27 protein-coding genes are annotated in these 26,439 nt (G+C 44.1%); 23 read left to right on the top strand and 4 right to left on the bottom strand.

The features are described 5' to 3' along the window. The first annotated feature begins 11 nt into the window (after positions 1-11). The 8 genes from rimO (at position 12) to DW251_RS17970 (ending at position 6,660) form a co-directional block, all read left to right on the top strand. Entirely contained in the window at positions 12-1,367 is a 1,356-nt protein-coding gene (rimO, locus tag DW251_RS11770) for a 30S ribosomal protein S12 methylthiotransferase RimO (RefSeq protein WP_347474662.1), read from the top strand. After that, positions 1,351-1,893, top strand: a complete 543-nt coding sequence (gene pgsA / locus DW251_RS11765) for a CDP-diacylglycerol--glycerol-3-phosphate 3-phosphatidyltransferase (RefSeq protein WP_021870096.1) — start codon at positions 1,351-1,353, stop codon at positions 1,891-1,893. Before rimO ends, pgsA begins: the two co-directional genes overlap by 17 nt. 3 nt (positions 1,894-1,896) lie before the next feature. Continuing rightward, positions 1,897-3,138: a competence/damage-inducible protein A gene (locus tag DW251_RS11760; RefSeq protein ID WP_021870097.1), complete on the top strand. Its 1,242-nt coding sequence runs from the start codon at positions 1,897-1,899 to the stop codon at positions 3,136-3,138. Between the two features lie 55 nt (positions 3,139-3,193). Continuing rightward, a complete protein-coding gene (locus tag DW251_RS11755) occupies positions 3,194-4,531 on the top strand; it encodes a hypothetical protein (RefSeq protein ID WP_118301238.1) in 1,338 nt (445 codons plus the stop codon). Positions 4,532-4,572: 41 nt separating this feature from the next. Further along, entirely contained in the window at positions 4,573-4,926 is a 354-nt protein-coding gene (locus tag DW251_RS11750; protein ID WP_347474660.1) for a hypothetical protein, read from the top strand. A 12-nt stretch (positions 4,927-4,938) separates the two neighbouring features. Further along, the gene (locus DW251_RS11745; protein ID WP_118301237.1) at positions 4,939-5,997 is read left to right on the top strand and encodes a DUF2953 domain-containing protein; all 1,059 of its coding nucleotides are present in this window, start codon (positions 4,939-4,941) and stop codon (positions 5,995-5,997) included. A gap of 52 nt (positions 5,998-6,049) precedes the next feature. Next, entirely contained in the window at positions 6,050-6,460 is a 411-nt protein-coding gene (locus DW251_RS11740) for a GerW family sporulation protein (RefSeq protein ID WP_021870101.1), read from the top strand. 62 nt (positions 6,461-6,522) lie between these two features. Next, a complete protein-coding gene (locus DW251_RS17970; protein ID WP_021870102.1) occupies positions 6,523-6,660 on the top strand; it encodes a hypothetical protein in 138 nt (45 codons plus the stop codon). 108 nt (positions 6,661-6,768) lie between these two features. Here the strand turns inward: DW251_RS17970 and rpmB are convergent, their stop codons facing one another. Continuing rightward, the gene (rpmB, locus tag DW251_RS11735) at positions 6,769-6,954 is read right to left on the bottom strand and encodes a 50S ribosomal protein L28 (protein WP_021870103.1); all 186 of its coding nucleotides are present in this window, start codon (positions 6,952-6,954) and stop codon (positions 6,769-6,771) included. Between the two features lie 166 nt (positions 6,955-7,120). Between rpmB and DW251_RS11730 the strand changes: the two genes are divergently transcribed. From DW251_RS11730 to recG, 5 genes are all read left to right on the top strand, one after another. Next, positions 7,121-7,477, top strand: a complete 357-nt coding sequence (locus DW251_RS11730; RefSeq protein WP_021870104.1) for an Asp23/Gls24 family envelope stress response protein — start codon at positions 7,121-7,123, stop codon at positions 7,475-7,477. 13 nt (positions 7,478-7,490) lie between these two features. After that, positions 7,491-9,218 carry a DAK2 domain-containing protein gene (locus tag DW251_RS11725; RefSeq protein WP_118301236.1) on the top strand — a complete coding sequence of 576 codons (1,728 nt, stop codon included), beginning with the start codon at positions 7,491-7,493 and terminating at the stop codon, positions 9,216-9,218. Between the two features lie 36 nt (positions 9,219-9,254). Then, entirely contained in the window at positions 9,255-9,965 is a 711-nt protein-coding gene (locus DW251_RS11720; RefSeq protein WP_021870106.1) for a Bax inhibitor-1/YccA family protein, read from the top strand. A gap of 126 nt (positions 9,966-10,091) precedes the next feature. Continuing rightward, positions 10,092-10,973, top strand: a complete 882-nt coding sequence (locus DW251_RS11715; RefSeq protein ID WP_021870107.1) for an ROK family protein — start codon at positions 10,092-10,094, stop codon at positions 10,971-10,973. After that, complete coding sequence (gene recG / locus DW251_RS11710) at positions 10,970-13,027, top strand: ATP-dependent DNA helicase RecG (protein ID WP_118301235.1); 2,058 nt, start codon at positions 10,970-10,972, stop codon at positions 13,025-13,027. The genes DW251_RS11715 and recG overlap by 4 nt, the downstream gene beginning before the upstream one ends. A gap of 88 nt (positions 13,028-13,115) precedes the next feature. On the opposite strand, the gene DW251_RS11705 is transcribed toward recG, so the two are convergent. Further along, on the bottom strand, positions 13,116-13,319 hold the full coding sequence (locus DW251_RS11705) for an alpha/beta-type small acid-soluble spore protein (protein ID WP_021870109.1): 204 nt from the start codon (positions 13,317-13,319) through the stop codon (positions 13,116-13,118). A 236-nt stretch (positions 13,320-13,555) separates the two neighbouring features. On the opposite strand from DW251_RS11705, the gene rsmD reads away from it, so the two are divergent. The 3 genes from rsmD to DW251_RS11690 are packed head-to-tail and all read left to right on the top strand — an operon-like array spanning position 13,556 to position 15,345. Then, positions 13,556-14,113 carry a 16S rRNA (guanine(966)-N(2))-methyltransferase RsmD gene (gene rsmD / locus DW251_RS11700; protein ID WP_021870110.1) on the top strand — a complete coding sequence of 186 codons (558 nt, stop codon included), beginning with the start codon at positions 13,556-13,558 and terminating at the stop codon, positions 14,111-14,113. After that, positions 14,114-14,605: a pantetheine-phosphate adenylyltransferase gene (gene coaD, locus DW251_RS11695; RefSeq protein WP_021870111.1), complete on the top strand. Its 492-nt coding sequence runs from the start codon at positions 14,114-14,116 to the stop codon at positions 14,603-14,605. A 44-nt stretch (positions 14,606-14,649) separates the two neighbouring features. Then, positions 14,650-15,345: a vacuolar family H+-ATPase subunit H gene (locus tag DW251_RS11690; RefSeq protein ID WP_118301234.1), complete on the top strand. Its 696-nt coding sequence runs from the start codon at positions 14,650-14,652 to the stop codon at positions 15,343-15,345. A 14-nt stretch (positions 15,346-15,359) separates the two neighbouring features. On the opposite strand, the gene DW251_RS11685 is transcribed toward DW251_RS11690, so the two are convergent. Continuing rightward, complete coding sequence (locus DW251_RS11685; protein ID WP_021870113.1) at positions 15,360-16,334, bottom strand: hypothetical protein; 975 nt, start codon at positions 16,332-16,334, stop codon at positions 15,360-15,362. 93 nt (positions 16,335-16,427) lie between these two features. Between DW251_RS11685 and DW251_RS11680 the strand changes: the two genes are divergently transcribed. The 6 genes from DW251_RS11680 to trpS all read left to right on the top strand — a co-directional run bounded on the left by DW251_RS11680 (position 16,428) and on the right by trpS (position 24,341). Next, on the top strand, positions 16,428-17,831 hold the full coding sequence (locus DW251_RS11680; RefSeq protein WP_021870114.1) for an RsmB/NOP family class I SAM-dependent RNA methyltransferase: 1,404 nt from the start codon (positions 16,428-16,430) through the stop codon (positions 17,829-17,831). Between the two features lie 17 nt (positions 17,832-17,848). Continuing rightward, entirely contained in the window at positions 17,849-19,273 is a 1,425-nt protein-coding gene (locus DW251_RS18610) for a pseudouridine synthase (protein WP_021870115.1), read from the top strand. Further along, positions 19,274-21,325 (top strand): YgiQ family radical SAM protein, encoded by a 2,052-nt coding sequence (locus tag DW251_RS11670; RefSeq protein ID WP_118301233.1) that lies wholly within the window; start codon positions 19,274-19,276, stop codon positions 21,323-21,325. 2 nt (positions 21,326-21,327) lie between these two features. Then, positions 21,328-22,113: an SDR family NAD(P)-dependent oxidoreductase gene (locus DW251_RS11665; protein ID WP_021870116.1), complete on the top strand. Its 786-nt coding sequence runs from the start codon at positions 21,328-21,330 to the stop codon at positions 22,111-22,113. A gap of 1 nt (position 22,114) precedes the next feature. Further along, positions 22,115-23,173 (top strand): pseudouridine synthase, encoded by a 1,059-nt coding sequence (locus DW251_RS11660; protein WP_021870117.1) that lies wholly within the window; start codon positions 22,115-22,117, stop codon positions 23,171-23,173. Between the two features lie 70 nt (positions 23,174-23,243). Beyond that, positions 23,244-24,341 (top strand): tryptophan--tRNA ligase, encoded by a 1,098-nt coding sequence (gene trpS, locus DW251_RS11655; RefSeq protein WP_021870118.1) that lies wholly within the window; start codon positions 23,244-23,246, stop codon positions 24,339-24,341. A gap of 103 nt (positions 24,342-24,444) precedes the next feature. Here trpS and DW251_RS11650 read toward each other — a convergent pair whose 3' ends face one another. Then, on the bottom strand, positions 24,445-25,575 hold the full coding sequence (locus tag DW251_RS11650; protein WP_021870119.1) for a DUF362 domain-containing protein: 1,131 nt from the start codon (positions 25,573-25,575) through the stop codon (positions 24,445-24,447). A 288-nt stretch (positions 25,576-25,863) separates the two neighbouring features. Here DW251_RS11650 and DW251_RS11645 point away from each other — a divergent pair, with 288 nt between their 5' ends. Next, positions 25,864-26,406 (top strand): Holliday junction resolvase RecU, encoded by a 543-nt coding sequence (locus DW251_RS11645; RefSeq protein WP_021870120.1) that lies wholly within the window; start codon positions 25,864-25,866, stop codon positions 26,404-26,406. Positions 26,407-26,439 lie beyond the last annotated feature (33 nt).

The raw sequence follows: 26,439 nt of genomic DNA, 5'->3' as shown, positions 1-26,439 counted from the left end.
ACATGGAAAAAATCAAGTTATTTTGCGTATCTTTAGGCTGTGATAAAAACCTGGTAGATACAGAGAAGATGTTAGGCGTAGCAGGAGGACTGGGCGTGTCCTTTACCGATGATGAGACGGAGGCAGATGCCATCCTGATCAACACCTGCTGCTTTATTGGTGATGCAAAAGAGGAAAGTGTTAATACGATCTTAGAGATGGCACGTTACAAAGAAGAAGGAAAATGCCGTGCCCTGATCGTAGCAGGATGTCTTGCACAGCGCTACAAACAGGAGATCATTGATGAGATTCCGGAGGTGGATGCCATCCTTGGAACTACTTCTTATGAAGAGATCGGAAATGTGCTGACCCGTCTGTTTGGGGAAGAAAAAGAGAAAAAAGAAGAACATATTTCCTGCTTCCATGACTTAAAAGAACTGCCGGAAACAGCGAAAAAGCGTGTAATGACTACCGGCGGACATTATGCATTCTTAAAGATCGCGGAAGGCTGTGACAAACGCTGCAGTTACTGTATCATTCCATATTTAAGAGGACCTTACCGCAGTGTTCCTATGGAGCAGCTCCTTGCAGAAGCAAGAGAACTGGCTGAAAACGGGGTAAGAGAGCTTATCTTAGTTGCCCAGGAGACCACTCTTTACGGAAAAGATCTGTATGGTGAGAAAACACTGCCGAAGCTTCTTCATGAACTGGCACAGATCCCTGGAATTTACTGGATCCGTATCCAGTACTGTTATCCGGAGGAGATCACAGATGAGCTGATCCAGGCTATTAAAACAGAAGAAAAAGTATGTCACTATCTGGATATCCCGATCCAGCATGCCAGCGACCGTATTTTAAAGCGTATGGGAAGAAGAACCCACAAGGCAGAGTTAAAAGAGCGTATTGGCGCCCTTCGCCGTGAGATCCCGGACATTGCCCTTCGTACAACTTTTATCTGCGGTTTTCCGGGGGAGACCGAAGAAGACCATGAAGAACTGATGGAATTTGTAGATGAGATGGAATTTGAGCGTGTAGGCGTATTTACCTATTCCGCAGAAGAGGATACACCGGCTTATTCCTATCCGGACCAGATCCCGGAAGAAGTGAAAGAAGAGCGCCGTGCAGATGTAATGGAACTGCAGCAGGAGATCGCTTTTGAACACTGTGAAAATATGGTAGGAAAAGTCCTGGATGTTATGATCGAAGGAAAAGTGGCAGATGAGCCTGCTTATGTAGGACGTACTTACATGGATGCGCCAAACGTAGACGGACTTATTTTTGTAAATGCAGATGAAATGCTGATGTCCGGTGACTTTGTAAGAGTAAAAGTAACCGGTGCCAATGAATATGATCTGATCGGGGAGGTATATCATGAATCTGCCGAATAAACTGACTGTTATGCGTGTGATCCTGATCCCGTTTTTCGTAGCAGCTCTTTTATATGATAACGGAAGCAGCCAGACCATGCGTGTTGTTGCAAATGTGATCTTTATTGTTGCCAGCCTTACAGATCTTTTTGACGGAAAGATCGCCCGCAAGTACAATCTTGTTACAAATTTTGGAAAATTTATGGATCCTTTAGCAGATAAGCTGTTAGTATGCTCTGCACTGATCTGCCTGATCCAGTTAGGACAGCTGCCTGCATGGGTAGTCATCATCATTATCAGCCGTGAATTTATTATCAGCGGTTTCCGTCTGGTAGCAGCAGACAATGGCATTGTGATCGCAGCCAGCTACTGGGGCAAGTTTAAGACTACATTCCAGATGATCGCAGTGATCCTTATGATATTCAATATCCCGGCTTTAAAGACCGTTACTTTTATCATGTTAGCGGCAGCTGTGGTACTGACCATTGTTTCACTGGTAGATTATGTGGCGAAAAACGTAGAGGTGCTTACAAAGGGAGGCATGTAAAACATGACAGCAGAACTGATCAGTGTGGGAACTGAGATCTTAATGGGAAACATTTTAAACAGCAATGCCAGATATCTGGCAGAAAAATGTGCCTCATTGGGACTGGATATGTATTATCAGGTAACAGTGGGCGATAATTATGACCGAATGATGGCGGTGGTAAAAACTGCCCTTGACCGTTCAGATATTGTGATCGTCACAGGAGGACTTGGGCCTACAGAAGATGATCTGACAAAAGAAGTATGTGCAGAAGCTATGGGAATGGAGCTGGAAGAGGACCCTCATACCAGAGCCTGCCTGGAAGCGTATTTTAAGAATAATATCTACAGGGAAATCCCGGAGAATAACTGGAAAATGGTAACAGTTCCTCACGGATCCATTGTTCTGGATAACCCCAATGGTATGGCACCGGGACTGATCATGGAAAAAAATGGAAAAACAGCCATTCTGCTCCCAGGACCGCCAAATGAACTGTATCCTCTTTTTGAGGGACAGGTGTTCCCTTATCTGGAAAAAAGACAGAATTCCCAGCTTGTTTCCCATATGGTAAAGATCTGCGGATACGGGGAAAGCCAGGTAGAAGATAAGATCCTGGATCTGATCGACAAACAGACCAACCCGACCATTGCAACCTATGCCAAGACTGCGGAGGTACAGGTACGTCTGACTGCCAAGGCAGTTACCAAAGAAGAAGGGGAAGCGCTGATCGCGCCTGTAATGGCAGAACTGTTTAACCGTTTTGGTGACTGCATCTTTACCACAGAGGAAGATGTGACTCTGGAAATGGCTGTAGTGGACCTTTTACAGAAAAAGCATCTGACTATGGCTACGGCTGAGTCCTGTACCGGCGGTATGATCGCAGCCCGTCTTGTAAATGTTTCCGGCGTTTCGGATGTATTTATGCAGGGAATGGTTACTTATTCTAACGAAGCGAAAGTACGTCTTTTAGGTGTAAAAGAGGAAACTTTAAAGGCACATGGCGCTGTAAGCCGTGAAACTGCCCTGGAAATGGCACTGGGCGGAGCAGAGCGGGCCCAGACCGATGTTTGTGTGGCTGTTACCGGTCTTGCAGGTCCTGGAGGCGGTAGCAAGGAAAAACCGGTAGGTCTTGTATACATGGCCTGCGCTGTAAAGGGAAAGGCAGAAGTGCTGGAGTATCATTTTAAGGGAAACAGAGGAAAGATCCGGGAACAGTCTATGATGAAGGCTTTGGACCTGGTACGCCGCTGTGTATTAAAAGCATAATGTATTTTCAGATGATAAAAAGAGACAATTGAAAGGATAAGGAATAGAAATTAAAATGGAATTAAGAAAGATCAAAAAACGTCTTACGGCTGCCTATAATTATTCTTTTATCCGTATGACATTAAATTTTTACACCTGCTATGAAATGATGGCAGAAAAGACCGGCGAACCGGCAGAGGAGACACTGGCTCTTTATGACAGGTATTTAGGATCTTTAGGTTCTTTTCTGGAAGGATTTCTGGAAAAGAAGGAAACTTTTGAGAAAGAAACTCTGTTAGAAGAACTGGAGGAGCTGCGTCAGGATACCATCAAGGAAATGGAAAAACTGACTGCTTATACAGACATTTTCCAGGCATATGAATATGTAATGAACCGGGTAGAAGGCAGATTTATGCCTCAGTTAGTAGGAAAGAAGCCGGAAAATACAGATGCTTTCATGGAAGAGATCTTAAATTATCTGACACAGGACTCAGATCCTTCCGGTTTTCATGAGCGTTTCCAGCTGGTAGTCAGCCAGCTGCCGGTACGCTTTACAAAAAACAAGTTCTTTGCTCTGATTCAGGAAGGTTTAAGTATTTATAAAGGAGCACCGGAGGCAGGTCTGGATGATATGATCTATGTCCTGCGCTGTGAAGCACTTTTAAACCGCCCGAAAGAGGGAACAGAGTCCTGGAAAGAACTGTATCCATTTTTAGAAGAATTTAACCAGACGGATTTTAAAACCCTGGAAGCAGCAGAGTATTATCACCTTTCTTCTAAATTAGAGGAGGTCAGTGAAAAGATCACAGATGCCACCGGGGATATTTTGATGTTAATGGATCTGGTCAATGATCTGTATGTGCTTCTCCTTTGCGGGGATCATGCAGTCTCAGATCTGAAAGATACACAGGTCATGGTAGAGATCATGTCAGAAGTATTAAAGCTATTTCTGGATAAACAGTGGAAAGAGATACCGGTTGAAACCGCAGATCTTCTCCCTCGGTTAGAAGGAAAGCAGGAAACTTATTTTGAACAGTGGATCGCTGGGGAAGAGATCCCTATGGATGAACTGGCAAAATCAAACCTTCCGGAATGTAAGGTCCTCTGGAAAACAGAACTTCTCTTATCAGGCAGTGCCTTTGCTTCACTGGAATATAAAGCTTCTGAAGCGATGGCAGATGAAAGCATGATCAGTGAAAAATTAGATGAGCTGTTTAAAGAGATCAGGCAGTCATGGAAAGAGCTTCCAAAGGTTCTTACAAGAGCGGCTATGGCAAAATGCCTGTCACGGCTTCCTATCACCTTTAAAACCTCAGATGAAGCCCAGGCTTATATCCGGAACAGTCTGGAATGCTGCACAGATGAGATTGAAAAAGAGGCCTGTGTGCGTATGCTGCGCTCAATCATGGAATAAATAAAATAAGTAAAATGGAACAAGATCTAAGAGGGGATTTTATGCGCTGGTGGACTCATTTATACATGGGCGAAAATGCTTCCCGGAACAGGGTGAGTATCCTGGAGGGAATGAGAAAAGGAAAAATGCTTGTGGATACCTATGTGATTACTTTGCCGGAAAGTGGCAATCATATACTTGATATACTTCCTGTAAGTCTTCTTACCAGACAGCAGAGAGATGGAAAAGACTTTCTGGTTTTGGGGATCGCAAGGGGCTATGAGGAGGCAGCGCAGGTAGTCCGTTCTATGGTGGATGACATGTATCAGAAAACAGGTGCTTTTAACTGGAAGGCTTATATGGAAAGTCTTCCGGAAAAGTCAGGTGCTGAATATGGAGACTGGCAGGAGCAGTAAGGGGGCAGGCGATTGCATATTGTATTGCTTATATTAAAAATTCTGGGGATCATACTGCTGGTTCTTTTTGGGCTCCTGCTTCTGGTATTGTGTACCGTCCTTTTTGTTCCTGTAAGGTATCAGATCAGCGGATCGTGGAAAGAAGAAAAATGGGGCCGGGTGAGAGTATCCTGGCTGCTTTCGGCGATCTGCGTAAACGGTTCTTATGAAAAAGAGAAAGGGCTTCAGGCATCGCTGCGGGTGCTGTGGCTGAAACTTTGGAGCATGGGGGAAGAAGAACAGACAGAGCCTCCAAAAGAAAGTAAGACAGAAGCGGCAGCCAAAAGCAGGGATAAAGCGGAAACAGCGAAGGAAACAAAGGCAGAAAAGTCAAAGACAGAACAGCAAAAGACAGAACAGCCAAAGGCGGAGTCAAAGGTGCAAACAGAGACTGAACATACGGCAGAGCCAAAAACACAGACACAGTCAAAAGCAGGACCAGAGAAAACCGCTGAGAAAAAGTCCAGTACAAAACCAGAAGCAAAACCAGAAACAAAACCTGTGCAAAAGCAGGAAAAGGCTATAAAAGTAGCAGAAGCAGACCAAGAAGAAGACAAGATAGAACCTGCTGAGAAAAAATCACACCAGTGGATCCGAAAAATCAAAGCCTTCTTAGAAAAACTTAAGTTTTCTTTTAAGCATTTTTGTGATAAGCTAAAAGATATTAAAACTTTTGTCCGGGAAAAGAGAGAATGGCTGGAGGATGAGAAGAATCAGGAGTCCTTAAAACTGCTTTTTACCCAGGCCAAAAAGCTTCTGGCACATGTATGGCCGGGCTGGGGAAAAGGAAGGATCCGTTTTGGACTGGATGATCCTTATTATACAGGGCAGATCCTGGAGGGAGCCAGTCTGGTGTATCCATTTATCTATAAAAGCCTGGACTTAGAGCCGGTATTTGATGAAAAGTGCCTGGAAGCAGAAGGAAATTTTAAAGGACGTGTCCGGGTTTCCTATCTTTTATGGCTGTTTTGGGGAGTCTATCGTCACAAACATACCTGGAAGATGATACGGGGTTTTTTAGATCGTGAGTAAGTTGGGGATTTAAGATCTACGGGAGAATATTTCAGGAGAATAGAGGTATATTATGGCAGAAAATCATTTTACATCTACAATTGAATCATTATTTAAAGGAATGGATCAGTTTGTAACTACGAAAACAGTCGTAGGAGAACCGGTCCAGGTAGGAGAGACCATTATTATACCGCTGATCGATGTGACCTGTGGTATGGCTGCAGGCGCTTTTGCAGAAGGTTCAAAGCAGAAAGACAAAGGCTGTGGCGGAATGAGCGCCAAGATGAGTCCAAGTGCTGTCCTGGTGATCCAGAATGGTGTGACCAAGCTGGTCAATGTAAAGAACCAGGATGCAGTGACCAAGGTGATTGATATGGCTCCGGATCTGATCAACCGCTTTTTAGGAGGAAAACCGGCTGTATCAGAAGAAACAGTAGGCATTGCAAAAGAAACAGCAGCTTCTTACGAAGGTAAAAAAGCCTGATATAAAAAGCATCAAACAGCTCCCTTACCGCATAAAATAAAATGGAAGGGAGCTGTTTTTCTATGAAAAGAGTCTGGGGACTGATGCTTTTTTGCTTCGGGCTTGGAATGGCAGTGCTTTTCTTTGTCCCGGAAACCATATTTACCTTTTTCTTTGTGATCGGATGCCTGATTTTAGGCTATAATTTATTTTGCTGTTAGACCTGTCATTCATTCCTGCCTGTGGCAGGAGCAGATGTAATCAAATGTATAACGCAAAAAAATCCCGGTAACCGAAGCTACCGGGATTTTTCACGCTCTGTTCAAAAATTAAGCTCTTTCTACAAGGCCTGAACGTAAGCAGGAAGTACATACGTACATTCTCTGGGTTCCGCCGTTTACTTTAACCTTAACAGATTTTACGTTTGCTTTCCACATCTTGTTGGACCTTCTATGGGAATGGCTCACTTTGATACCGAAATGAGCTGCCTTTTCACAGATTGCACACTTAGCCATACTATTGCACCTCCTTAAACGTTACTTGGATTTTATAGTAGAAAAATCCACAACAATGGTATAATACCAGAAACTATCAAAATTTGCAAGCGAAAAAATAAAAATTTATTTCTTTTTTTAGTGAAATAGTGTATACTGTCACTAGAAAAAGATAGGAGGCTCGTATATGAAGGGAAGAATCAGCAATAAAATGGGCGAGATCCAGATCAACCCGGATGTGATCGCTTTATATGCAGGAACCATCGCTGTGGAGTGTTTCGGTATTGTCGGAATGGCAGCTGTAAGCATGAAAGACGGACTTGTAAAACTTTTAAAAAGGGAAAGTCTGACCCATGGTATTAATGTGGACATTAAGGAAAATAAAATATCAATTGATTTTCATGTGATCGTATCCTATGGGGTCAGCATATCAGCAGTATCTGACAACTTAATTGAAAGCGTGAAATACAGAGTAGAAGAATTCACCGGCATGGAGGTAGAAAAGATCAATATCTTCGTGGAAGGTGTCAGAGTGATTGACTAGGAGGAAGTAACCTGTGGGTATAAGTACAATTAATGCCGGAATGGTAAAAAATGCGTTTCTGGCAGGAGCAAAAGGCCTTGCGGCCAAGAAAGAATGGATTAATGAGCTGAATGTATTTCCAGTTCCGGATGGAGATACAGGAACGAACATGACCCTTACGATCATGGCTGCAGCAAAAGAAGTAGCAGGACTTGAAAATCCTTCTATGGATCAGCTGGCAAAGGCCATCTCTTCCGGTTCCTTAAGAGGAGCAAGAGGAAATTCCGGCGTTATCCTTTCCCAGCTTTTAAGAGGATTTACAAAAGAAATCAAAACCGTTGATGAGATCGACGTTACCACACTGGCAAATGCCATGATGCGCGGAACCGAGACTGCTTATAAGGCAGTTATGAAGCCAAAAGAAGGAACCATCTTAACCGTTGCCAAGGGAATGGCAGACAAGGCTCTGGAAATGGCAGTAGAAACAGATGACATTGAAGAGTTTGCCAAGGCAGTGATCGAGGAAGGTGACAGAGTTTTAAATCTGACTCCGGAAATGCTTCCTGTATTAAAACAGGCAGGTGTAGTAGACTCCGGCGGTCAGGGACTGATGCAGGTGATCAAGGGTGCTTTTGATGGTCTGACCGGCAAAGTTACCGATTTTACACTGGAAGAAGGAACAGCTTCTGCTCATGCATCAGAGGCAAAGCCGGCTGTACAGACAGGAAACGGCGCTTCCAGAACCGATATTGATACAGCTGATATTAAATTTGGTTACTGCACCGAGTTTATTATTAAATTAGAAAAAGAATACACCGATGAGGACGAAGCGGAACTGAAGAAATACTTAGGTTCTATTGGTGACTCTTTAGTAGTCGTTTCTGATGATGAGATCGTAAAGATCCATGTACACACCAATCATCCGGGACTTGCTTTTGAGAAAGGTCTTACCTACGGTTCTTTATCCCGTATGAAAGTTGACAATATGCGTGAAGAGCATGAAGAACGTGTGATCCAGGACTCTGAACGTCTTGCAAAAGAGCAGGCACAGGCTGATGCGGCAAAAACAGAAGAGACACAGCCGGAAGAGCAGACAGAGCGCAAAGAATACGGTTTTATCGCAGTATCCTGCGGTGATGGATTAAGTGAGATCTTTAAGGGAATTGGCACTGATTATCTGATCGAAGGCGGCCAGACCATGAATCCAAGTACAGAGGATATGTTAAATGCCATTGCTCATGTAAATGCAGATCACATTTTTATCCTTCCTAATAATAAGAACATTATCATGGCTGCAAACCAGGCAAGAGATCTGACTGAGGATAAGGAGATCATCGTTATCCCGTCAAAGACCGTTCCTCAGGGAATTACAGCATTAGTAAACTTTATGCCTGATCTTACTTCTCAGGAAAACCTGGAAAATATGACAGCTGAGATGGAACGTGTAAAGACTGCCCAGATCACTTATGCAGTGCGTACTACCAATATCGACGGCATGGATATTGAAAAGGGCGATATTATGGCGATCGGTGACAAGGGTATGCTGGCAGTAGAACATTCTCCGGAAGAAGCGGCTAAGGCAGCTTTAAAGGCAATGTTAGATGATGAAAGCGAACTGGTAACGATTTACTATGGCTGCGATGTTAAAGAAGAAGATGCCGAGAAACTGAAGGAAGAGGCAGAAAGTTTATTCCCGGATAAGGAACTGGAACTTCAGTATGGCGGACAGCCTATCTACTATTATATGATTTCAGCAGAATAAACTGCCGGTTCATATGACTATAAGGAGGTATCGTTTATGAACGAAGATTTCAGAATGGAACAGGGCTACAAGGAAGCGGCTTATGGAGACAGCCTTGGCAGATATACAGCAAAGACATTTGGTTGGATGTTTATCGGTCTCCTTATTACATTTGGTGTAGCAATTGGAATGTATATGACAGATGGTCTGTATTATGTAAGCCGGGTACCAGGCTGGTACTACATCTTGTTTATCGCAGAGATTGGCATCGTTGTATACCTGTCAGCACGGATCAACCAGATGACAGTAGGTATGGCAAGAACCATGTTTTTCCTGTATGCAGCTGTAAACGGTATTGTATTCAGCGTCTATTTCCTTGTATTTGATGTAGTATCTTTATGGATGGCATTTGCTATTACTGCTGCATTTTTCGGCGTTATGGCGCTGATCGGATATTTTGGAAATATCAATTTCTCTGCGCTGCGTCCATTTATGATGGCAGGACTGATCTTTTTAGCAGGTTTCTGGCTGTTGTCCATGTTTATCAATCTGTCTGCTTATGAGACAGTTGTATGCGCTATCGGTATTTTCATTTTCCTGATTGTTACTGCTTATGATGCAAAGAAGATCCAGGCATTTTACAGCTACTATGGAAATGTTCCGGAAATGGCTACAAAATCTTCTATTTTTGCAGCATTACAGCTGTATCTTGATTTTATCAACCTGTTTGTTTATCTACTTCGTTTTGTAGGAAGAAGACGTAGATGATAGTCATTGGCGAATGAACCGTCTGCGTTAGCAGACAGTAAACCACATTTGTGGGATATTTGAATGCAAGAGCCCGTCCGGTAAGGATGGGCTGTTGTAAATATATGAGATCAAGGGGAGAAAAATATGTTAATAGGAGCATTAGAAGCAGGCGGCACTAAAATGGTCTGCGCACTGGGAAGAGAAGACGGAACGATCATTGAACAGGTTTCCATTCCGACTACTACGCCGGAGGAGACTATCCCAAAGATCACAGCATACTTCAAAGATAAGGGAATTGAAGCGCTGGGAATTGGAGCTTTCGGACCTGTGGGAGTAGATCCGAAAGCAGATAATTACGGTTATATCCTTGAAACACCAAAGCTGGCATGGAGAAATAAGGATCTCCTTGGCGGTCTGAAAAAAGAACTGAATGTTCCTATGGGGATTGATACAGATGTAAATGGTTCCTGCCTGGGCGAAGTAACATATGGCTGCGCTAAGGGACTGGACAGTGTTGTTTATATCACCATTGGAACCGGCGTTGGTGTTGGTGTATGGGTAAACGGAGGACTTCTTCACGGTATGCTCCATCCGGAAGGTGGACATATCCTGTTAAACCGTCATCCGGAAGATGAAAAAGGCGGCATCTGCCCGAACCATAAAAACTGCCTTGAGGGCTTTGCAAGCGGCCCATCAATTGAAGCACGATGGGGCAAGAAAGCCATTGAATTAAAAGATGATCCAAAGGTGTGGGAGATCGAAAGCTACTATATTGCACAGGCAATTACAGATTATATTATGATCCTTTCACCACAGAAGATCATTTTAGGCGGCGGCGTTATGCATCAGGAACAGTTATTTACACTGATCCGTGAGAAAGTAAAGACAATGGTAGCAGGATATATCAATACGAAAGAATTACAGGATATAGATCATTATATCGTTCCTGCAAGTCTTCATGATGATCAGGGTATCATGGGTGCTATCAAATTAGGTTTAAATGCACTGGAGCAGGCAAAGAAATGAGTAACAGTGAGCCTGTAAGTTCCCTTAAAGGGATTGGAGAGAAAACCGGAAAATTATTTGAAAAGCTGGGGGTCATCACTATTGATGACCTTCTTTCCTATTATCCAAGAGCTTATGATACCTATGAGCCGCCTGTGCCTGTAGGCCAGTTAAAAGAGCAGATGGTCATGAGCGTGGCAGCCGCCCTTCCAAAGCCGCCGGACCTTCTGCGTACAGGAAAGATCCAGATGGTCTCTGCCTATGTTCGTGATATAACAGGTGCGCTGCAGCTTGCGTGGTATAATATGCCTTATATGCGCGCCAATATCAAAAGCGGGCAGATGTATGTATTCCGGGGAAAAGTAGTAAAAAAACGGGGCCGTCTGATGATGGAGCAGCCGGAAGTCTTTACGGAAGAAGCCTATGAAACAGTAGTAAATTCCATGCAGCCGGTGTATGGACAGACAAGAGGCTTAAGCAATAAAACCATTGTAAAAGCAGAAAAACAGGCTCTGGAAAACAGACAGATGAAGCGGGAATATATGCCTGCTTTTTTACGCAGAAAATATGAGTTGGCAGAGATTAATTATGCCTTAGAGCATATCCATTTTCCAAGAGACCAGAAGGAACTTTTATTTGCCAGAAAACGTCTTGTATTTGACGAGTTTTTCATGTTTTTAGTAGGAGTGCGCCGGTTAAAAGAGAGCAGGGAAGGAAAGAAAACAGAGTTTGTGATCCGGCCCGGTGAAGAGACAGGACGCTTAAAGGAGTCGCTGCCCTATGCACTGACCTCTGCCCAGGAACGTACCTTGCAGGAAGTATTTTCAGACCTGCAAAAAGGCTGTGTGATGAACCGCTTAGTCCAGGGTGATGTAGGTTCCGGTAAGACGGTTATTGCCATCCTGACACTTCTTGCAGCAGCGGAAAATGGCTACCAGGGCGCTTTGATGGTGCCTACGGAGGTGCTGGCAAGACAGCATTTCGAGTCCATCACGAAAATGTTTGAAACCAGCGGTATTGATAAAAAAGTTGTCCTTATCACCGGTTCCATGACAGCCAAAGAAAAACGGATCGCCTATGAAAAAACTGCCTCCCATGAGGCAGATATTATTATCGGCACCCATGCGCTGATCCAGGAAAAGGTGATCTATGATAAACTGGCTCTGGTGATCACCGATGAGCAGCACCGGTTTGGCGTTGGTCAGAGGGAACTTTTAAGTGAAAAGGGACATACACCTCATGTTCTGGTCATGAGTGCAACACCGATCCCCCGTACACTGGCTATCATATTGTATGGGGATCTGGATATCTCTGTAATTGATGAGCTTCCTGCAGGTCGCCAGGTGATCAAAAACTGCGTGGTAGATACCAGCTACCGGCCAAAAGCCTATGCTTTTATTGAAAAACAGGTAGAAGCAGGCCGTCAGGCCTATGTGATCTGTCCTATGGTAGAAGCCAGCGAGATGATCGAAGGGGAAAATGTTCTGGATTATTCTAAAACACTGCGGGATGCGCTTCCTGAGTCCGTTAATGTAGAATATCTTCATGGAAAAATGAAGGCAAAAGAGAAGAATAAGATCATGGAACGGTTTGCGGCAGGAGAGATTCAGGTCCTTGTGTCTACTACGGTTATCGAGGTTGGAGTAAACGTGCCAAATGCTACCGTGATGATGATCGAAAATGCAGAACGCTTCGGTTTGGCTCAGCTGCACCAGTTAAGAGGCCGTGTAGGTCGAGGCAGTCACCAGTCTTATTGTATCATGGTCAATGGCTCCGGCGGAAAAGATACTATGGAACGCCTGGATATCTTAAACCGTTCTAACGATGGTTTCTATATTGCGTCAGAAGATCTGAAATTGCGTGGCCCGGGAGATATTTTTGGTGTACGCCAGAGCGGTGATCTGGAATTCCGTATTGGCGATGTGTTCACAGATGCAAACCTGTTAAAGCAGGTTTCAGAAGAGGTCAATGAAATACTGGATGATGACCCGGAACTGGAAAAAGAAGAACATCTGGAATTAAAGCGCCAGGTAGACTCTTATTTAGGGGACCGGTATGAGAAATTGAACTTGTAAGATAATATTCCAGAAAAAATGGCGTCAAAAAAACCACCCCGGACAGAAAATCCTGCCTGGGGTGATCTTTTCTTAGCACTAAGGAGTTTTACTTACCTGCCATCTGGCGTTCCTGGTTCTCGATCATTTTCTTGACCATATAGCCGCCTACAGAACCATTCTGTGCAGAGGTAAGGTTGCCGTTGTAACCGTTGCTTAAAGGTACTCCAAGCTCGTTGGCTACCTCCATTTTAAATCGATCCATGGCTTCCTTTGCTTCAGGTACGTTTGTTTTGTTTGTGTTGTTAGACATAATAAAACGCCTCCTTAATTGAGAAAGTGCTCTTTTGTTTTAAGAGCTTGTTGTTTGTTACGTTCTTAGTATGTGACCATCTTAAGATAATACACTAGAAGGTTCTGCGTAAATTGTTAAAAAATGCAAAATCCTTAAAAAAACCTTGTATTAAGTAAATTTTCATATTATACTTGTTGGGAATGAAAACAGAGCAGAAGTACGATACAGGCTGCTCATACAGGAGTTTATATTACATGAGAGTAATTGCTGGCAGCGCAAGAAGGCTGCTTTTAAAGACAATAGAAGGTATGGATACAAGACCTACCACAGACCGGATCAAGGAAACTTTATTTAATATGTTAAATACCCAGATCCCGGGCTGTACTTTTCTGGACCTGTTTTCCGGAAGCGGAGCGATCGGTATCGAAGCTTTGAGCCGGGGCGCAAAACAGGCATTTTTTGTGGAAAGTAATCCGGAGGCAGTTTCCTGTATCCGGGAAAATTTAAGCCGCACCCATTTAGAAGAGGGAGCGCTGGTGTTAAACTGTGATGTGATCGCAGGACTGAAAAAATTAGAGGGAAGAAATCCACGGTTTGATATTATTTTTATGGATCCGCCATATAACCATGAATTTGAAAACCGTGTTTTAGAATATCTTTCCAGTTCACCTATGGTGACAGAAGATACTCTGATCATTATAGAAGCTTCCAAGGAAACGGATTTTGACTGGCTTTCTGACGCAGGCTTTCATATGATAAAAGAAAAAGTATACAAGACCAACAAGCATATATTTGCTGGCAAGGGGGCATAAATGAGAGTCGCAGTATATCCGGGAAGTTTTGATCCGGTTACATTAGGACATATTGATATTATCCAGCGTACTTCTAAGATGTTTGACAAAGTGATCATCGGTGTTTTGAAAAACCGTTCCAAATCACCATTGTTTACTGCAGAGGAAAGAGTGGAGCTGTTAAAGGAAGTGACTGCGGATATTCCAAATGTAGAGGTGCAGTCTTTTCAGGGCCTTCTGATCGATTTTGTCCGTCAAAATCAGGCAAATGTGATCGTAAGAGGATTAAGAGCGATCACAGATTTTGAGTATGAACTTCAGATGGCGCAGACCAATCGAGTGATCGCGCCGGAGATCGATACTATATTTTTAACCACGAATTTGAAATATTCCTATCTCAGTTCCAGTATTGTAAAAGAAATCGCAGAATTTAACGGCGATATTAAAGAATTTTTACATCCTATTGTTGTAGAACGGGTGAAAGAAAAGCTGGAAGAGATGAAAAACGTATAGAGTATGTAATAGATACACGTAATAAACCAAAGGAGAACGATAAAATGAGCAGAATTGAACAGTTGATCAGTGAAATTGAAGAATACATAGACAGTTGTAAATTCCAGGCTCTGTCCAACAGCAAGATCATTGTTAATAAGGAAGAAATGGAAGAGCTGTTAGTAGAGCTTCGGATGCGTATCCCGGATGAGATCAAGAAATACCAGAAGATCATCAGCCAGCAGGAGACCATTTTAAGTGATGCCCAGGCTCAGTCTGAGTCTATGCTGGCAGACGCAAAGAAACAGTCTGACTCCATGATCGCACAGGCTACAGAGCAGGCAAACACCATGGTAGAGCAGGCAACCGAACAGGCTAATTCTATGGTAGCACAGGCGGATGCACAGACCAACGAGATGGTCAATGACCATGAGATCATGCAGCGTGCTTATGAACATGCAAACGAAGTAGTTGAGCAGGCAAATGTCCAGGCTCAGGCAATCGTAGATGCAGCTGTTAATGATGCAAACAATATCCGCCAGGGTGCGATCCAGTATACAGACGATATGCTGCGCAGCCTTCAGAATATTATGGATCATACCATGGAAACTGCAAAGGGACGTTTTGACTCCTTTATGAGTTCCATGCAGTCCAGCTATGACATTGTAACCAACAACCGTAAGGAACTGTCTGGTGGTCTTGTACAGCAGGAACCGGAAGCACAGGCAGCACCTCAGGAAGAAAAGAAGGAAGAAGCTTAAATTTCTGAAAGGGATCAGATTTTTAAGAGAATCCAAAAGAATACGCAGGAAAGTAAACTGTGAAGGGCTTTCCAGAAGATATAATGCCGGATGGAGAGTCCGGCATTTTTTCTGCCGCTGTGCATTGTAAGAACACTGCGGGTCTGGAAAATACCGCTGATACCGCCAAAAGCAACACTTGCAGTGACTAAGAGCAGACCAGTGAGACCGGATGTATGTTCGCAGATGGTTTGGATCCCGGTAGTGATCTCTAAAAGCCCCATAAGAGCAGGTTTTAAAATAACAGGGCCGGGAAGGGGCAGCTTAAAAAGATACAGGGATAAGATGGAAAACAGCATGATATAAAGCCCGATTTTTTCCATAGTTTCAAGGCAGCTCATCAGGTGCTCATCCAGGGAGAAGGAAGAAATGGGTGCTGTGTGAGAGACACCGGACCAGACAGAAGGACGTATCTTCCTGTTCTTTTTGGATTTTTTATCATAATAATGCCTTGCCAGATAAGAAATGGGAAAAACTGGAAGATAAAGGGCTGCAAGGAAGGGAAAAAGAGGAAATTTTATGGAAGGTGGAAGGAGCTTCTGTCCTTCCATCACTGTATAACCGGTGAGGAACATAGGGCTTGGATGATTGCAGATGGAGAGAAGATAGCAGGCTTCTTCCCAGGAAATCTGTCCCCTTTCTAATAAGTCCCGGTCCATTTTAGCCCCCATGGGATAGCCGCATAACAGTCCGGTGAGAAAAACGAAGCCTGCAGGCTGAGAAAAGTGGAATACTCCGGATAATAAAGGAGAAAAGGGCTTTACAACAAGACCTACAGCGCCCATGGCAGCAATGACGCCGGTTCCGATCATAAAAGGCAGCAAAGTAGGCAAAACTGTGTAAGCCCAGAGAAGGAGTCCCTTTCTGGCACCTTCCAAAGCGGTACCCGGAGAGAGCAAAAGCAGGATAAGAAAGAACAGGGCCAGAAGGCTTAAGAGGATCCGTTTCATAGGGCCTCCGGTTAAATGCAGGGTTTGTTTTAATATATGGCCGGATCTTTTGAAAAATGATGTTTAAGTAGTAGCATGTATAAGGAGCAGGATATGACAGATGTGAAACAGCTGCCGGAAGCGTTCTTAAAGGAAATGGAACAGCTTTTAGGAGATGAATATGAGGCATATATAAAAAGCTATGAGGAAGCGTGGAAACCAGGTCTGCGTGTAAATACATTGAAAATTATGCCGGAGGAATTTAAAAATCTTTCCCACCTGGAACTGACACCTGTAGACTGGACGGAAAAGGGATTTTATTATGAAGACACAGAACGTCCTGCCAGACATCCTTTTTATTATGCCGGTCTTTATTATCTTCAGGAGCCCAGTGCCATGGCACCAGCGGCTGTGCTTCCGGTAGAACCGGGAGATAAGGTCTTAGACGTATGTGCGGCACCGGGAGGAAAAAGTACGGAACTGGCAGCAAAACTTCAGGGAAAAGGAATGCTTGTATCCAATGACATCAGTTATTCCAGGGCAAGAGCATTACTTAAAAACCTGGAACTGGCAGGAGCAGAAAATATTTCTGTTTTAAGTGAAGAACCGGGAAAACTGGCAGCTGTATGGCCGGAGTTTTTTGATAAGATTTTAGTAGATGCACCATGTTCCGGGGAAGGAATGTTTCGCAGGGAAGAGGATATGGTAAAGGACTGGGTAAGCAGAGGCCCCTCTTATTACAGCTCAATCCAGAGGGAGATCTTAGAGCAGGCTGTGGCCATGTTAAAACCAGGAGGAATGATGCTTTATTCTACCTGTACCTTCTCAAAAAAAGAAGATGAGGAAAATGTGGCGTATATTTTAGAAAAATATCCATCCATGGAACTGGTTCCTATTGATAAAGAGCAGTTTAAGGGACTTTCGGATGGTTTTGGATATCCACAGACTGCCCGCCTGTTCCCACACCGGATCCAGGGGGAAGGACATTTCCTGGCATTATTCCACAAGAAAGAGGATGAAAATGGTTCTGGCAGTGGTGCAGCTGTTTTGAGGCTATCAGGAGATGAAAAAGAGGCTTCAAAGCGGGCCAAGGAAGCAGGCAAACAGGAAGATCTGATGAAATTTCTGAAAAACTGCAGGAAGGAATGGGATTTAGGCCGTATCTATATCCGGGATGAGCAGGTATATTATCTGCCGGAGGGCTTAAAAACAGGACTTCCGCTGCGGTTTTTGCGAACAGGGCTGCATCTGGGTGAGTTAAAGAAAGGTCGTTTTGAACCATCCCAGGCGTTTGCAATGGCATTAAAAAAAGACGAATATCCGGTACGCCTTGATCTGAAAACAGAGGATGAACGTGTGATCCGCTATTTAAAAGGAGAAACGATCATTCTTGTAAATGAGGAAGAACCGGTAAAGGGCTGGTGTCTGGTTACAGTAGAAGGCTTTCCTTTAGGCTGGGCCAAAGGCAATGGAATGACCCTTAAAAATAAATACTATGCAGGCTGGCGCTGGCAGTAAGAGAGGATAAATGAAATATGGCAGAAAAGAAGAAAAAAGCTTCTAATTCCAGTATGCGCCTGGACAAATTTCTGGTGGAAATGGGAAAAGGAAGCCGCAGCCAGATCAAGGAAATGGCGAAAAAAGGACGGATCCAGGTAAATGGAACTGTGATAAAGGCAACGGATGGAAAAATAGATCCGGAAAAAGATGTGGTCTTACTGGACGGACAGCCGGTTTCTTATGCACACACAGAATATTTTATGTTAAATAAACCGGCAGGTACTGTATCAGCTACAGAGGATGGGAAATATCCTACTGTAATAAGTCTGATCGACGCTGCTTTGCGCAAGGACCTGTTTCCGGTGGGACGTCTGGATCTGGATACAGAGGGACTGCTGCTGATCACCAACGACGGGGCAATGGCTCATGAGCTGCTGTCTCCGAAGAAACATGTAGATAAAATATACCTGGCTTACATAGAGGGAACACTTCCAAAGGATGCCAAAAAGCAGATGCAGGAAGGCCTTATAATAGAAGAAGGTGTAAAAACGCTTCCTGCAGAGCTGGTCATATTAGACCCGCCGGCGGGAATGAAAGAGGGACTGACTGCAGTTTCACTGCGGATCCATGAAGGAAAATTCCACCAGGTAAAAAGGATGTTTGAAGTTTTAGGCTGTAAAGTGGTATACTTAAAACGTATGACCATGGGGCCGCTGGTATTGGATCCGTCTTTAAAGCCGGGAGAGTACCGGGCATTAAAGGAAGAAGAGCTTAAGGCTCTTGAACGAAAGATCAATGAGAAAGAACGGACGCATATTTTAGACGGCATTTCTGCTGTTTTATTTGACTTAGATGGCACTCTGGTGGACTCCATGTGGATGTGGGAAGCCATTGATGTTGAATATCTGGGCCGTTATGGTCTGGAATGCCCGTCTGATCTGCAAAAAGCCATTGAGGGAATGAGTTTTTCAGAAACAGCAGTATATTTTAAGGAACGTTTTAATCTGCCAGACTCTATTGAAGAGATTAAACAGGCGTGGGTGGAAATGTCTCTGGAAAAATACCAGAAGGAAGTACCTGTAAAACCGGGGGTAAGGGAATTTCTGGAAGAAATTTCCATCCGGGGCATTAAAGCAGGTATTGCTACCAGCAACGGAAGGGAAATGGTAGATGCTGTATTAAAGTCTTTAGGACTGGAACAATATTTCCAGGTAGTTGCCACTGCCTGTGAAGTGGCAGCCGGAAAACCGGCACCGGATATTTACCTGGAGGTGGCAAGAAGGCTGGGCGCAAAACCGGAAAACTGTCTGGTATTTGAGGATGTTCCGGCCGGTATCATGGCAGGAAAAAATGCGGGAATGAATGTCATTGCAGTAGAAGATGATTTTTCAGAGACAATGAAAGAAGAAAAGGAACAGCTGGCTGACCGGCTGATCCATGATTTTTACGAGGTTTTATAAATGGTACATGATTATTTACCGATCAACAGAGAAGATATGAAAAAAAGGGGCTGGGAACAGTGCGATTTCGTCTATGTTTCCGGTGATGCCTATGTAGACCATCCTTCTTTTGGAACGGCCATTATTTCAAGGCTGTTGGAAGCACATGGTTATAAGGTAGGTATCATTGCCCAGCCGGACTGGAAGGACAATAAGAGCATCCAGATCTTAGGACGGCCAAGACTGGGATTTTTGGTGTCTGCGGGAAATATGGATTCCATGGTAAACCATTATTCCGTATCCAAAAAGCGCAGAAAAGAGGACTCCTATACTCCTGGTGGGGTAATGGGAAAAAGACCGGACTATGCAGTGGTGGTATACTGCAACCTGATCCGTTCTGCTTATAAAGATGTGCCTATCATTGCCGGAGGTATTGAGGCAAGCCTTCGCCGTCTGGCTCATTATGATTACTGGTCCAATAAGATGAAGCGGTCCATTTTGCTGGATGCCCAGGCAGATATTATTTCCTATGGAATGGGAGAACATTCCATTGTGGAACTGGCAGATGCATTGGACAGCGGACTGGATATTAAGGATATTACTTTTATAGACGGTACGGTTTATAAGACAAAGAGCCTGGAGTCTGTTTATGATTATAAGCTGCTTCCGGACTATACAGAGCTGTTAGAAGATAAGAAACGGTACGCAGAAAGCTTTTTTGTACAGTACAGCAATACAGATCCGTTTTCCGGAAAACGTCTGGTGGAACCTTATGAGGGCAAAGTTTATGTGGTACAGAACCCGCCTGCAAAGCCACTGACACAGGATGAGATGGATGATGTGTATGCTCTGCCATATATGAGAAGCTATCATCCTTCTTATGAGGCAGCCGGTGGCGTCCCGGCTATCCGTGAGATCAAATTCAGCCTAATCAGCAACAGAGGCTGTTTTGGTGCATGCAGCTTCTGCGCACTGACTTTCCATCAGGGAAGGATCATCCAGGCAAGAAGCCATGAGTCATTGGTGGATGAGGCAAAACTTCTTACAGAAGAGCCTGATTTTAAGGGATATATCCATGATGTTGGCGGACCTACTGCCAATTTCCGTTTCCCTGCCTGCGAAAAACAGCTGACTAAGGGTGCCTGCCCTAATAAGCAGTGTCTGTTCCCTGAACCATGTAAGAACCTGCGTGCGGACCACAGTGATTATATTTCACTCTTAAGAAAGCTGCGTGCGATCCCAAAGGTAAAGAAAGTATTCATCCGTTCCGGTATCCGTTTTGACTATCTGTTAAAGGACCCGGGAAAGAAGTTTTTACGGGAACTTTGCGAATACCATGTAAGCGGCCAGCTGAAAGTTGCGCCGGAGCATGTGGCAGATAAGGTGCTCATGCGCATGGGCAAGCCGAAAAACAGTGTATACAGAGAGTTTGTAAAAGAATACAAGCAGATGAATGAGAAGCTGGGAAAGGACCAGTATCTGGTGCCTTATCTGATGTCTTCCCATCCAGGTTCTTCTATGAAAGAGGCGGTGGAGCTGGCGGAGTATTTAAGAGATCTGGGCTACATGCCGGAGCAGGTACAGGACTTTTATCCGACACCGTCAACCATTTCCACCTGCATGTATTATACAGGATATGACTGCCGTACCATGGAAAAGGTGTATGTGCCTGTTAATCCTCATGAGAAGGCTATGCAGAGAGCGCTGATCCAGTACCGGAACCCGAAAAATTATGACCTGGTGGCAGAGGCTCTTAAGATTGCCGGAAGAACGGATCTGATCGGCTTTGATAAGAAATGTCTGATCAAGCCAAGGAATTTTGATAAGAGCGCTCATGATGAGAAAGAGTTTCGTGGACATGGGGGAGTTTCCGGCGGCAAGAATGCGGTTGGCAGGAATGAAAACAGCAGGAATGGAAATAACAGGAATACAGCAGGAAAAAATACTGGTGGAAGAAATACAGGCGCAAGCGGCAGAAATATGGAAAAGCTGTCAGGAAGCAAGATGAATGCAGCGAAAACTGCAGGTAAGAAAAAAGGCATCCGAAACGTTCATAAAAAGAAAGGAAACTGACAATGAAAATTGCTGTTATAACAGGAGCATCTTCTGGAATGGGCTGGGAATGCGCCATCCGCTTATGGGAGCAGTTTCCAGGACTGGATGAGATCTGGGCAGTGGGAAGACGAAAAGAGCGCCTGGTAAAACTGGAAGAAAAAGTAAATATTCCGGTGCGTAAATTTGTTCTGGATCTGAGTCAGGAAAAAGAACGGGAGATCTTAAAAGCTGAGTTAGAACGCTTGAAACCCCAGGTGAAATTTCTGGTAAATGCAGCTGGTTTTGGAAAGATCGGAAATGTATGTGATCTGTCTGAAAAAGACCAGTCAGGAATGGTGCAGGTAAACTGTACTGCTCTGACAGCTGTTACCACCATGGTCCTTCCTTTTATGTCTCAGAACAGCCGCATCCTGCAGTTTGCTTCCAGTGCAGCCTTTCTGCCCCAGCCGGGCTTTGCAGTATATGCAGCTTCAAAGGCCTATGTGTTAAGCTACAGCCGGGCATTAAACAGGGAATTAAAGGGCAGAAAGATATTTGTAACTGCCATTTGCCCGGGACCGGTGCGCACAGAATTTTTTGATATTGCACAGACAACAGGTGAAATTCCATTATACAAAAAACTGGTTATGGCAGCACCGGGAAAGGTTGTGGCAAAAGCAATCCGGGACAGCATTGCAGGAAGAGAAATTTCTGTCTATGGGCTTTTTATGAATGCATTCTGGATCCTTGCAAAAGTGTTTCCACACAGCCTGATCTTAGATATGATGGAAAAGATAGAGTACTTACCGGGAAAGGATCGTTGGTAAAATGCAGAAACTGAAAGTGGCCTCCAATGAGGCAGGACAGAGGCTGGATAAGCTGCTGTCCAAATATTTAAGCCAGGCAGGAAAAGGCTTTCTTTATAAGATGATGCGAAAGAAAAACATTACCTTAAATGGAAAGAAGTGTGATGGTTCTGAACGGGTGGAAGAAGGGGATGAGATCAGTCTGTTTCTGGCAGATGAGACCATTGAAAAGTTTTCGGCGCCTCTTCCAGAACTGGCAGCATTAGGAAAAGAAAAAGACAGAAATTCGGGAAAAGCCGGGAAAAACGGGGAAAATGGAAACAGGAAGAAAAAACAGGAGTTATCTATCGTATACGAAGATAAAAATGTTTTGATCGTAAATAAACCTTCCGGAATGCTTTCACAGAAAGCAAAAGAAGGGGATGTTTCCCTAAATGAGCACATTTTAAATTATCTCATTGACTCCGGGCATCTTCCGGTAAGCCAGCTGCGCACGTTCCGGCCTTCGATCTGCAACCGTCTGGATCGCAATACCAGTGGTCTGGTAGTTGCCGGAACTTCTTTAGCCGGACTTCAGATCATGAACGGGGTCTTAAAAGACAGGAGCATCCATAAATATTATCAGTGTATCGTCAAAGGCAAGATCGATAAGCCCCAGATGATCGCCGGTTTCTTAAAGAAAGATGAAGCCCAAAATACGGTGCAGATCTATCCGTTAGAAGTGGAAGGCAGTGTTCCTATTATGACGGAATACGTGCCTGTAAAGAGCAGTGATACAGCAACACTTTTGCGGGTCACTCTGATCACTGGGCGCAGCCATCAGATCCGTGCCCATCTGGCTTCTATTGGCCATCCTATTTTAGGAGATTTTAAGTATGGAGATCCAAAGTTGAATGAGCAGATCCAGAAGAAATATAAAGTGCGCTCCCAGCTTTTACATTCCTGGAAACTTGTCATGCCGGAAAAGCTGGCACAGCCTCTGGATTATCTGTCAGGAAAAGAGTTTATCGCTCCTTTGCCTGCTGCTTTTAAGAAGGTATTAAAAGGAGAAGGATTGGAGACAGCGGAGTCAAATTCTTGACAGAAAAGTGGCTTTGGGGTATGCTAATTCATATAACTGTAACAATTATATAACGAGAGGATAAAATACAATGGGAAAGATCATATTAACCGGCGACCGTCCAACCGGACGCCTTCATGTAGGACATTATGTAGGTTCTTTAAAGAGAAGAGTAGAGCTTCAGAATTCCGGTCAGTTTGATGAGATCTACATCATGATCGCAGATGCACAGGCTCTTACAGATAATGCAGATAACCCTGAAAAAGTACGTCAGAACATCATTGAGGTAGCATTAGACTATCTGGCTTGTGGTCTGGATCCTGCAAAATCTACTTTATTTATCCAGTCCCAGGTACCGGAGCTTTGCGAGATGACTTTCTACTATATGGATCTGGTAACTGTATCCAGATTACAGCGTAATCCTACTGTAAAAACCGAGATCCAGATGCGTAATTTCGAGACCAGCATCCCAGTTGGTTTCTTTACCTACCCGATCAGCCAGGCAGCAGATATTACTGCATTTAAGGCAACCACCGTTCCGGTTGGTGAAGACCAGGCTCCAATGATCGAGCAGACTCGTGAGATCGTTCACAAGTTTAATACCGTATACGGCGGCAATCTGGTAGAGCCTGAGATCCTGCTTCCAGACAATAAAGCATGTCTGCGTCTGCCAGGTATCGACGGAAAGGCAAAAATGAGCAAGTCCTTAGGAAACTGCATCTATCTGTCCGACTCCGAAGAAGAAATCAAGAAGAAGATCATGTCCATGTTCACAGACCCGAACCACCTGCGCGTTCAGGATCCGGGACAGGTAGAAGGAAATCCAGTATTTATCTATCTGGATGCATTCTGCCGTGATGAGCACTTTGAAAAATATCTGCCAGATTACAAGAACCTGGATGAATTAAAGGCTCATTATATGAGAGGCGGCCTTGGAGACGTTAAGGTTAAGAAGTTCTTAAACAACGTGATCCAGGATGAACTTCGCCCGATCAGAGAACGCAGAAAAGAGATCGCAAAAGACATTCCAGCTGTATACAAGATCCTGGAAGAGGGAAGCATCAAGGCAGAAAAGAAAGCAGCACAGACCCTTGCAGAGATGAAGCGCGCTATGAAGATCAACTACTTTGAAGATAAGGAGCTGATCGCAGAGCAGGCAGCTAGATTTTCCAGTGAGGCAGATGCGTAAGTATATCTGAAAAAGCGATAAAAGATCGTATAAGTTTTTATATAAGGTCATATGAAAAAACCGCCCGGACCGATCAAGTCCGGGCGGTTTTTCATAACTGTATTTACATAACGATCAATTCATACTTTCTTGAACCAAGCCCAATCTTTTCTGCATGTTCCAGGCAGCTTCTCCACTCAGACTCTGGAGTAGAGTTGCAGAAGTGATCGTGGTGGTCTACGAAACCTTTTTTTGCCATGTTCTTTGCAAGCTGGCTTCCTGGCATTGGGGTGGCTTTGAGGCAGGCGTCTACGCAGGCCTGATCCAGTGCCAGCGGGTCGAAGGAGGCGAACATTCCAATATTTGGAAGGATCGGAACGTCATTTTCACCATGGCAGTCGCAGTTAGGGGATACATCTACTACCAGGGAAATATGGAAGTTTGGACGGCCGTCTACAACCGCTTTGGTATACTCAGCCATACGGCAGTTTAACAGTTCATTTGCAGTATCGTTGTCAAATGCAATGGCATCGAAGTTGCAGGCACCCAGGCAGCGGCCGCAGCCTACGCAGTGTTCCTGATCTACATGCATTTTTCTGGCAGTTTCATCAAAGATCAGACCGCCGTTGGCACATTCCTTCTGGCATTTGCGGCAGCCTTTGCAGACATCCTGCTCAATGTGTGGTTTGCCGCTGCTGTGCTGGTCTTTCTTTCCGGCTCTGGAACCGCAGCCCATACCGATGTTTTTGATAGTTCCGCCAAAACCAGTCATTTCATGGCCTTTAAAATGAGTCAGGCTGATAAATACGTCAGCATCCATGATCGCACGGCCGATCTTTGCTTCTTTTACATATTCCCCGCCTGCTACCGGCACATCTACATCATCTGTACCTTTCAGACCGTCACCAATAAGGATAGGACATCCTACAGTCAGCGGTGTAAATCCATTTTCCCAGGCACATTCCAGGTGCTCTAAAGCGTTTTTGCGGCTTCCTGGATACATGGTATTACAGTCAGTAAGAAATGGCTTTCCGCCAAACTCCTTTACTACGTCTGCAACCGCTTTTGCATAGTTAGGACGAAGATAACTGATATTTCCCAGTTCTCCGAAGTGCATCTTAATAGCAACAAATTTGCCGTCCATATCCAGTTTTTCGATACCGGCTTTTTTGATCAGCTTCTTTAACTTGGTTGGAAGTCCGTCACCAAAGGCAACGGTGTGAAAATCAGTAAAATAAACTTTTGATGGTTCCATACAATACCTCGCTTTTGTGTGATTATATTTAAGTGATATTTTTTCTCTATAGTATAGTGCAAAAAATGAAGAATGGCAAATATGAATTGTATTTGATATAATGTAATGAGTGAAGACAAAAACAAGCGGCTGCGCAGCAGACATTTGTTTTTGGCGAGCCATTAACGAACGAATCGTCTGCGAAAGCAGACAGTGGAGCGCGATAGCGCGGGATTCGTGAGTATTTGAGCGAAGATAAAACAAGCGGCTGCGCAGCAGACATTTGTTTTGCGGAAAGGACAGCATAAAATGGGAACATGGAAAACAAGGGGGCTTCGGGGTTCTACCTTAGAAGACCTGATCAATCATACAAATGAAAGTTACAGGGAGAAAAAACTGGCTCTGATCCAGAAGATCCCTACACCCATTACTCCCATTGAAATAGATAAGAGCAGCCGTCATATTACACTGGCTTATTTTGACCAGAAGAGTACCGTAGACTATATTGGGGCAGTTCAAGGAATACCGGTATGTTTTGACGCAAAAGAGTGTGCGGTAAAAACATTTCCTCTTCAGAACATTCACCCACATCAGATCAAATTTATGGAAGAATTTGAACAACAGGGGGGGATATCATTTATCATTGTTCATTATACAGCATTAGATGAAATGTATTATGTGCCTTTTACAGATGTAAAAAAATTCTGGGACCGCATGGAAGCAGGTGGCAGAAAAAGTTTTACCTACGATGAAATTAACAAAAACTGGAAAATACGTTCTCATAGGGATATGTATGTCCATTACCTGGAACCATTATCCATTGATCTAAGTCAGAGGGAGAACGATCAATAGCCGTTCCATGAGCCTGGCTAAGAAAAATCCAGA

The organism is Clostridium sp. AM22-11AC (genome assembly GCF_003473545.1).
GTDB lineage: Bacteria > Bacillota > Clostridia > Lachnospirales > Lachnospiraceae > Enterocloster.
The sequence above is the reverse complement of the archived record's forward strand: the minus strand, read 5'-3'. Positions and strand labels throughout refer to the sequence as shown.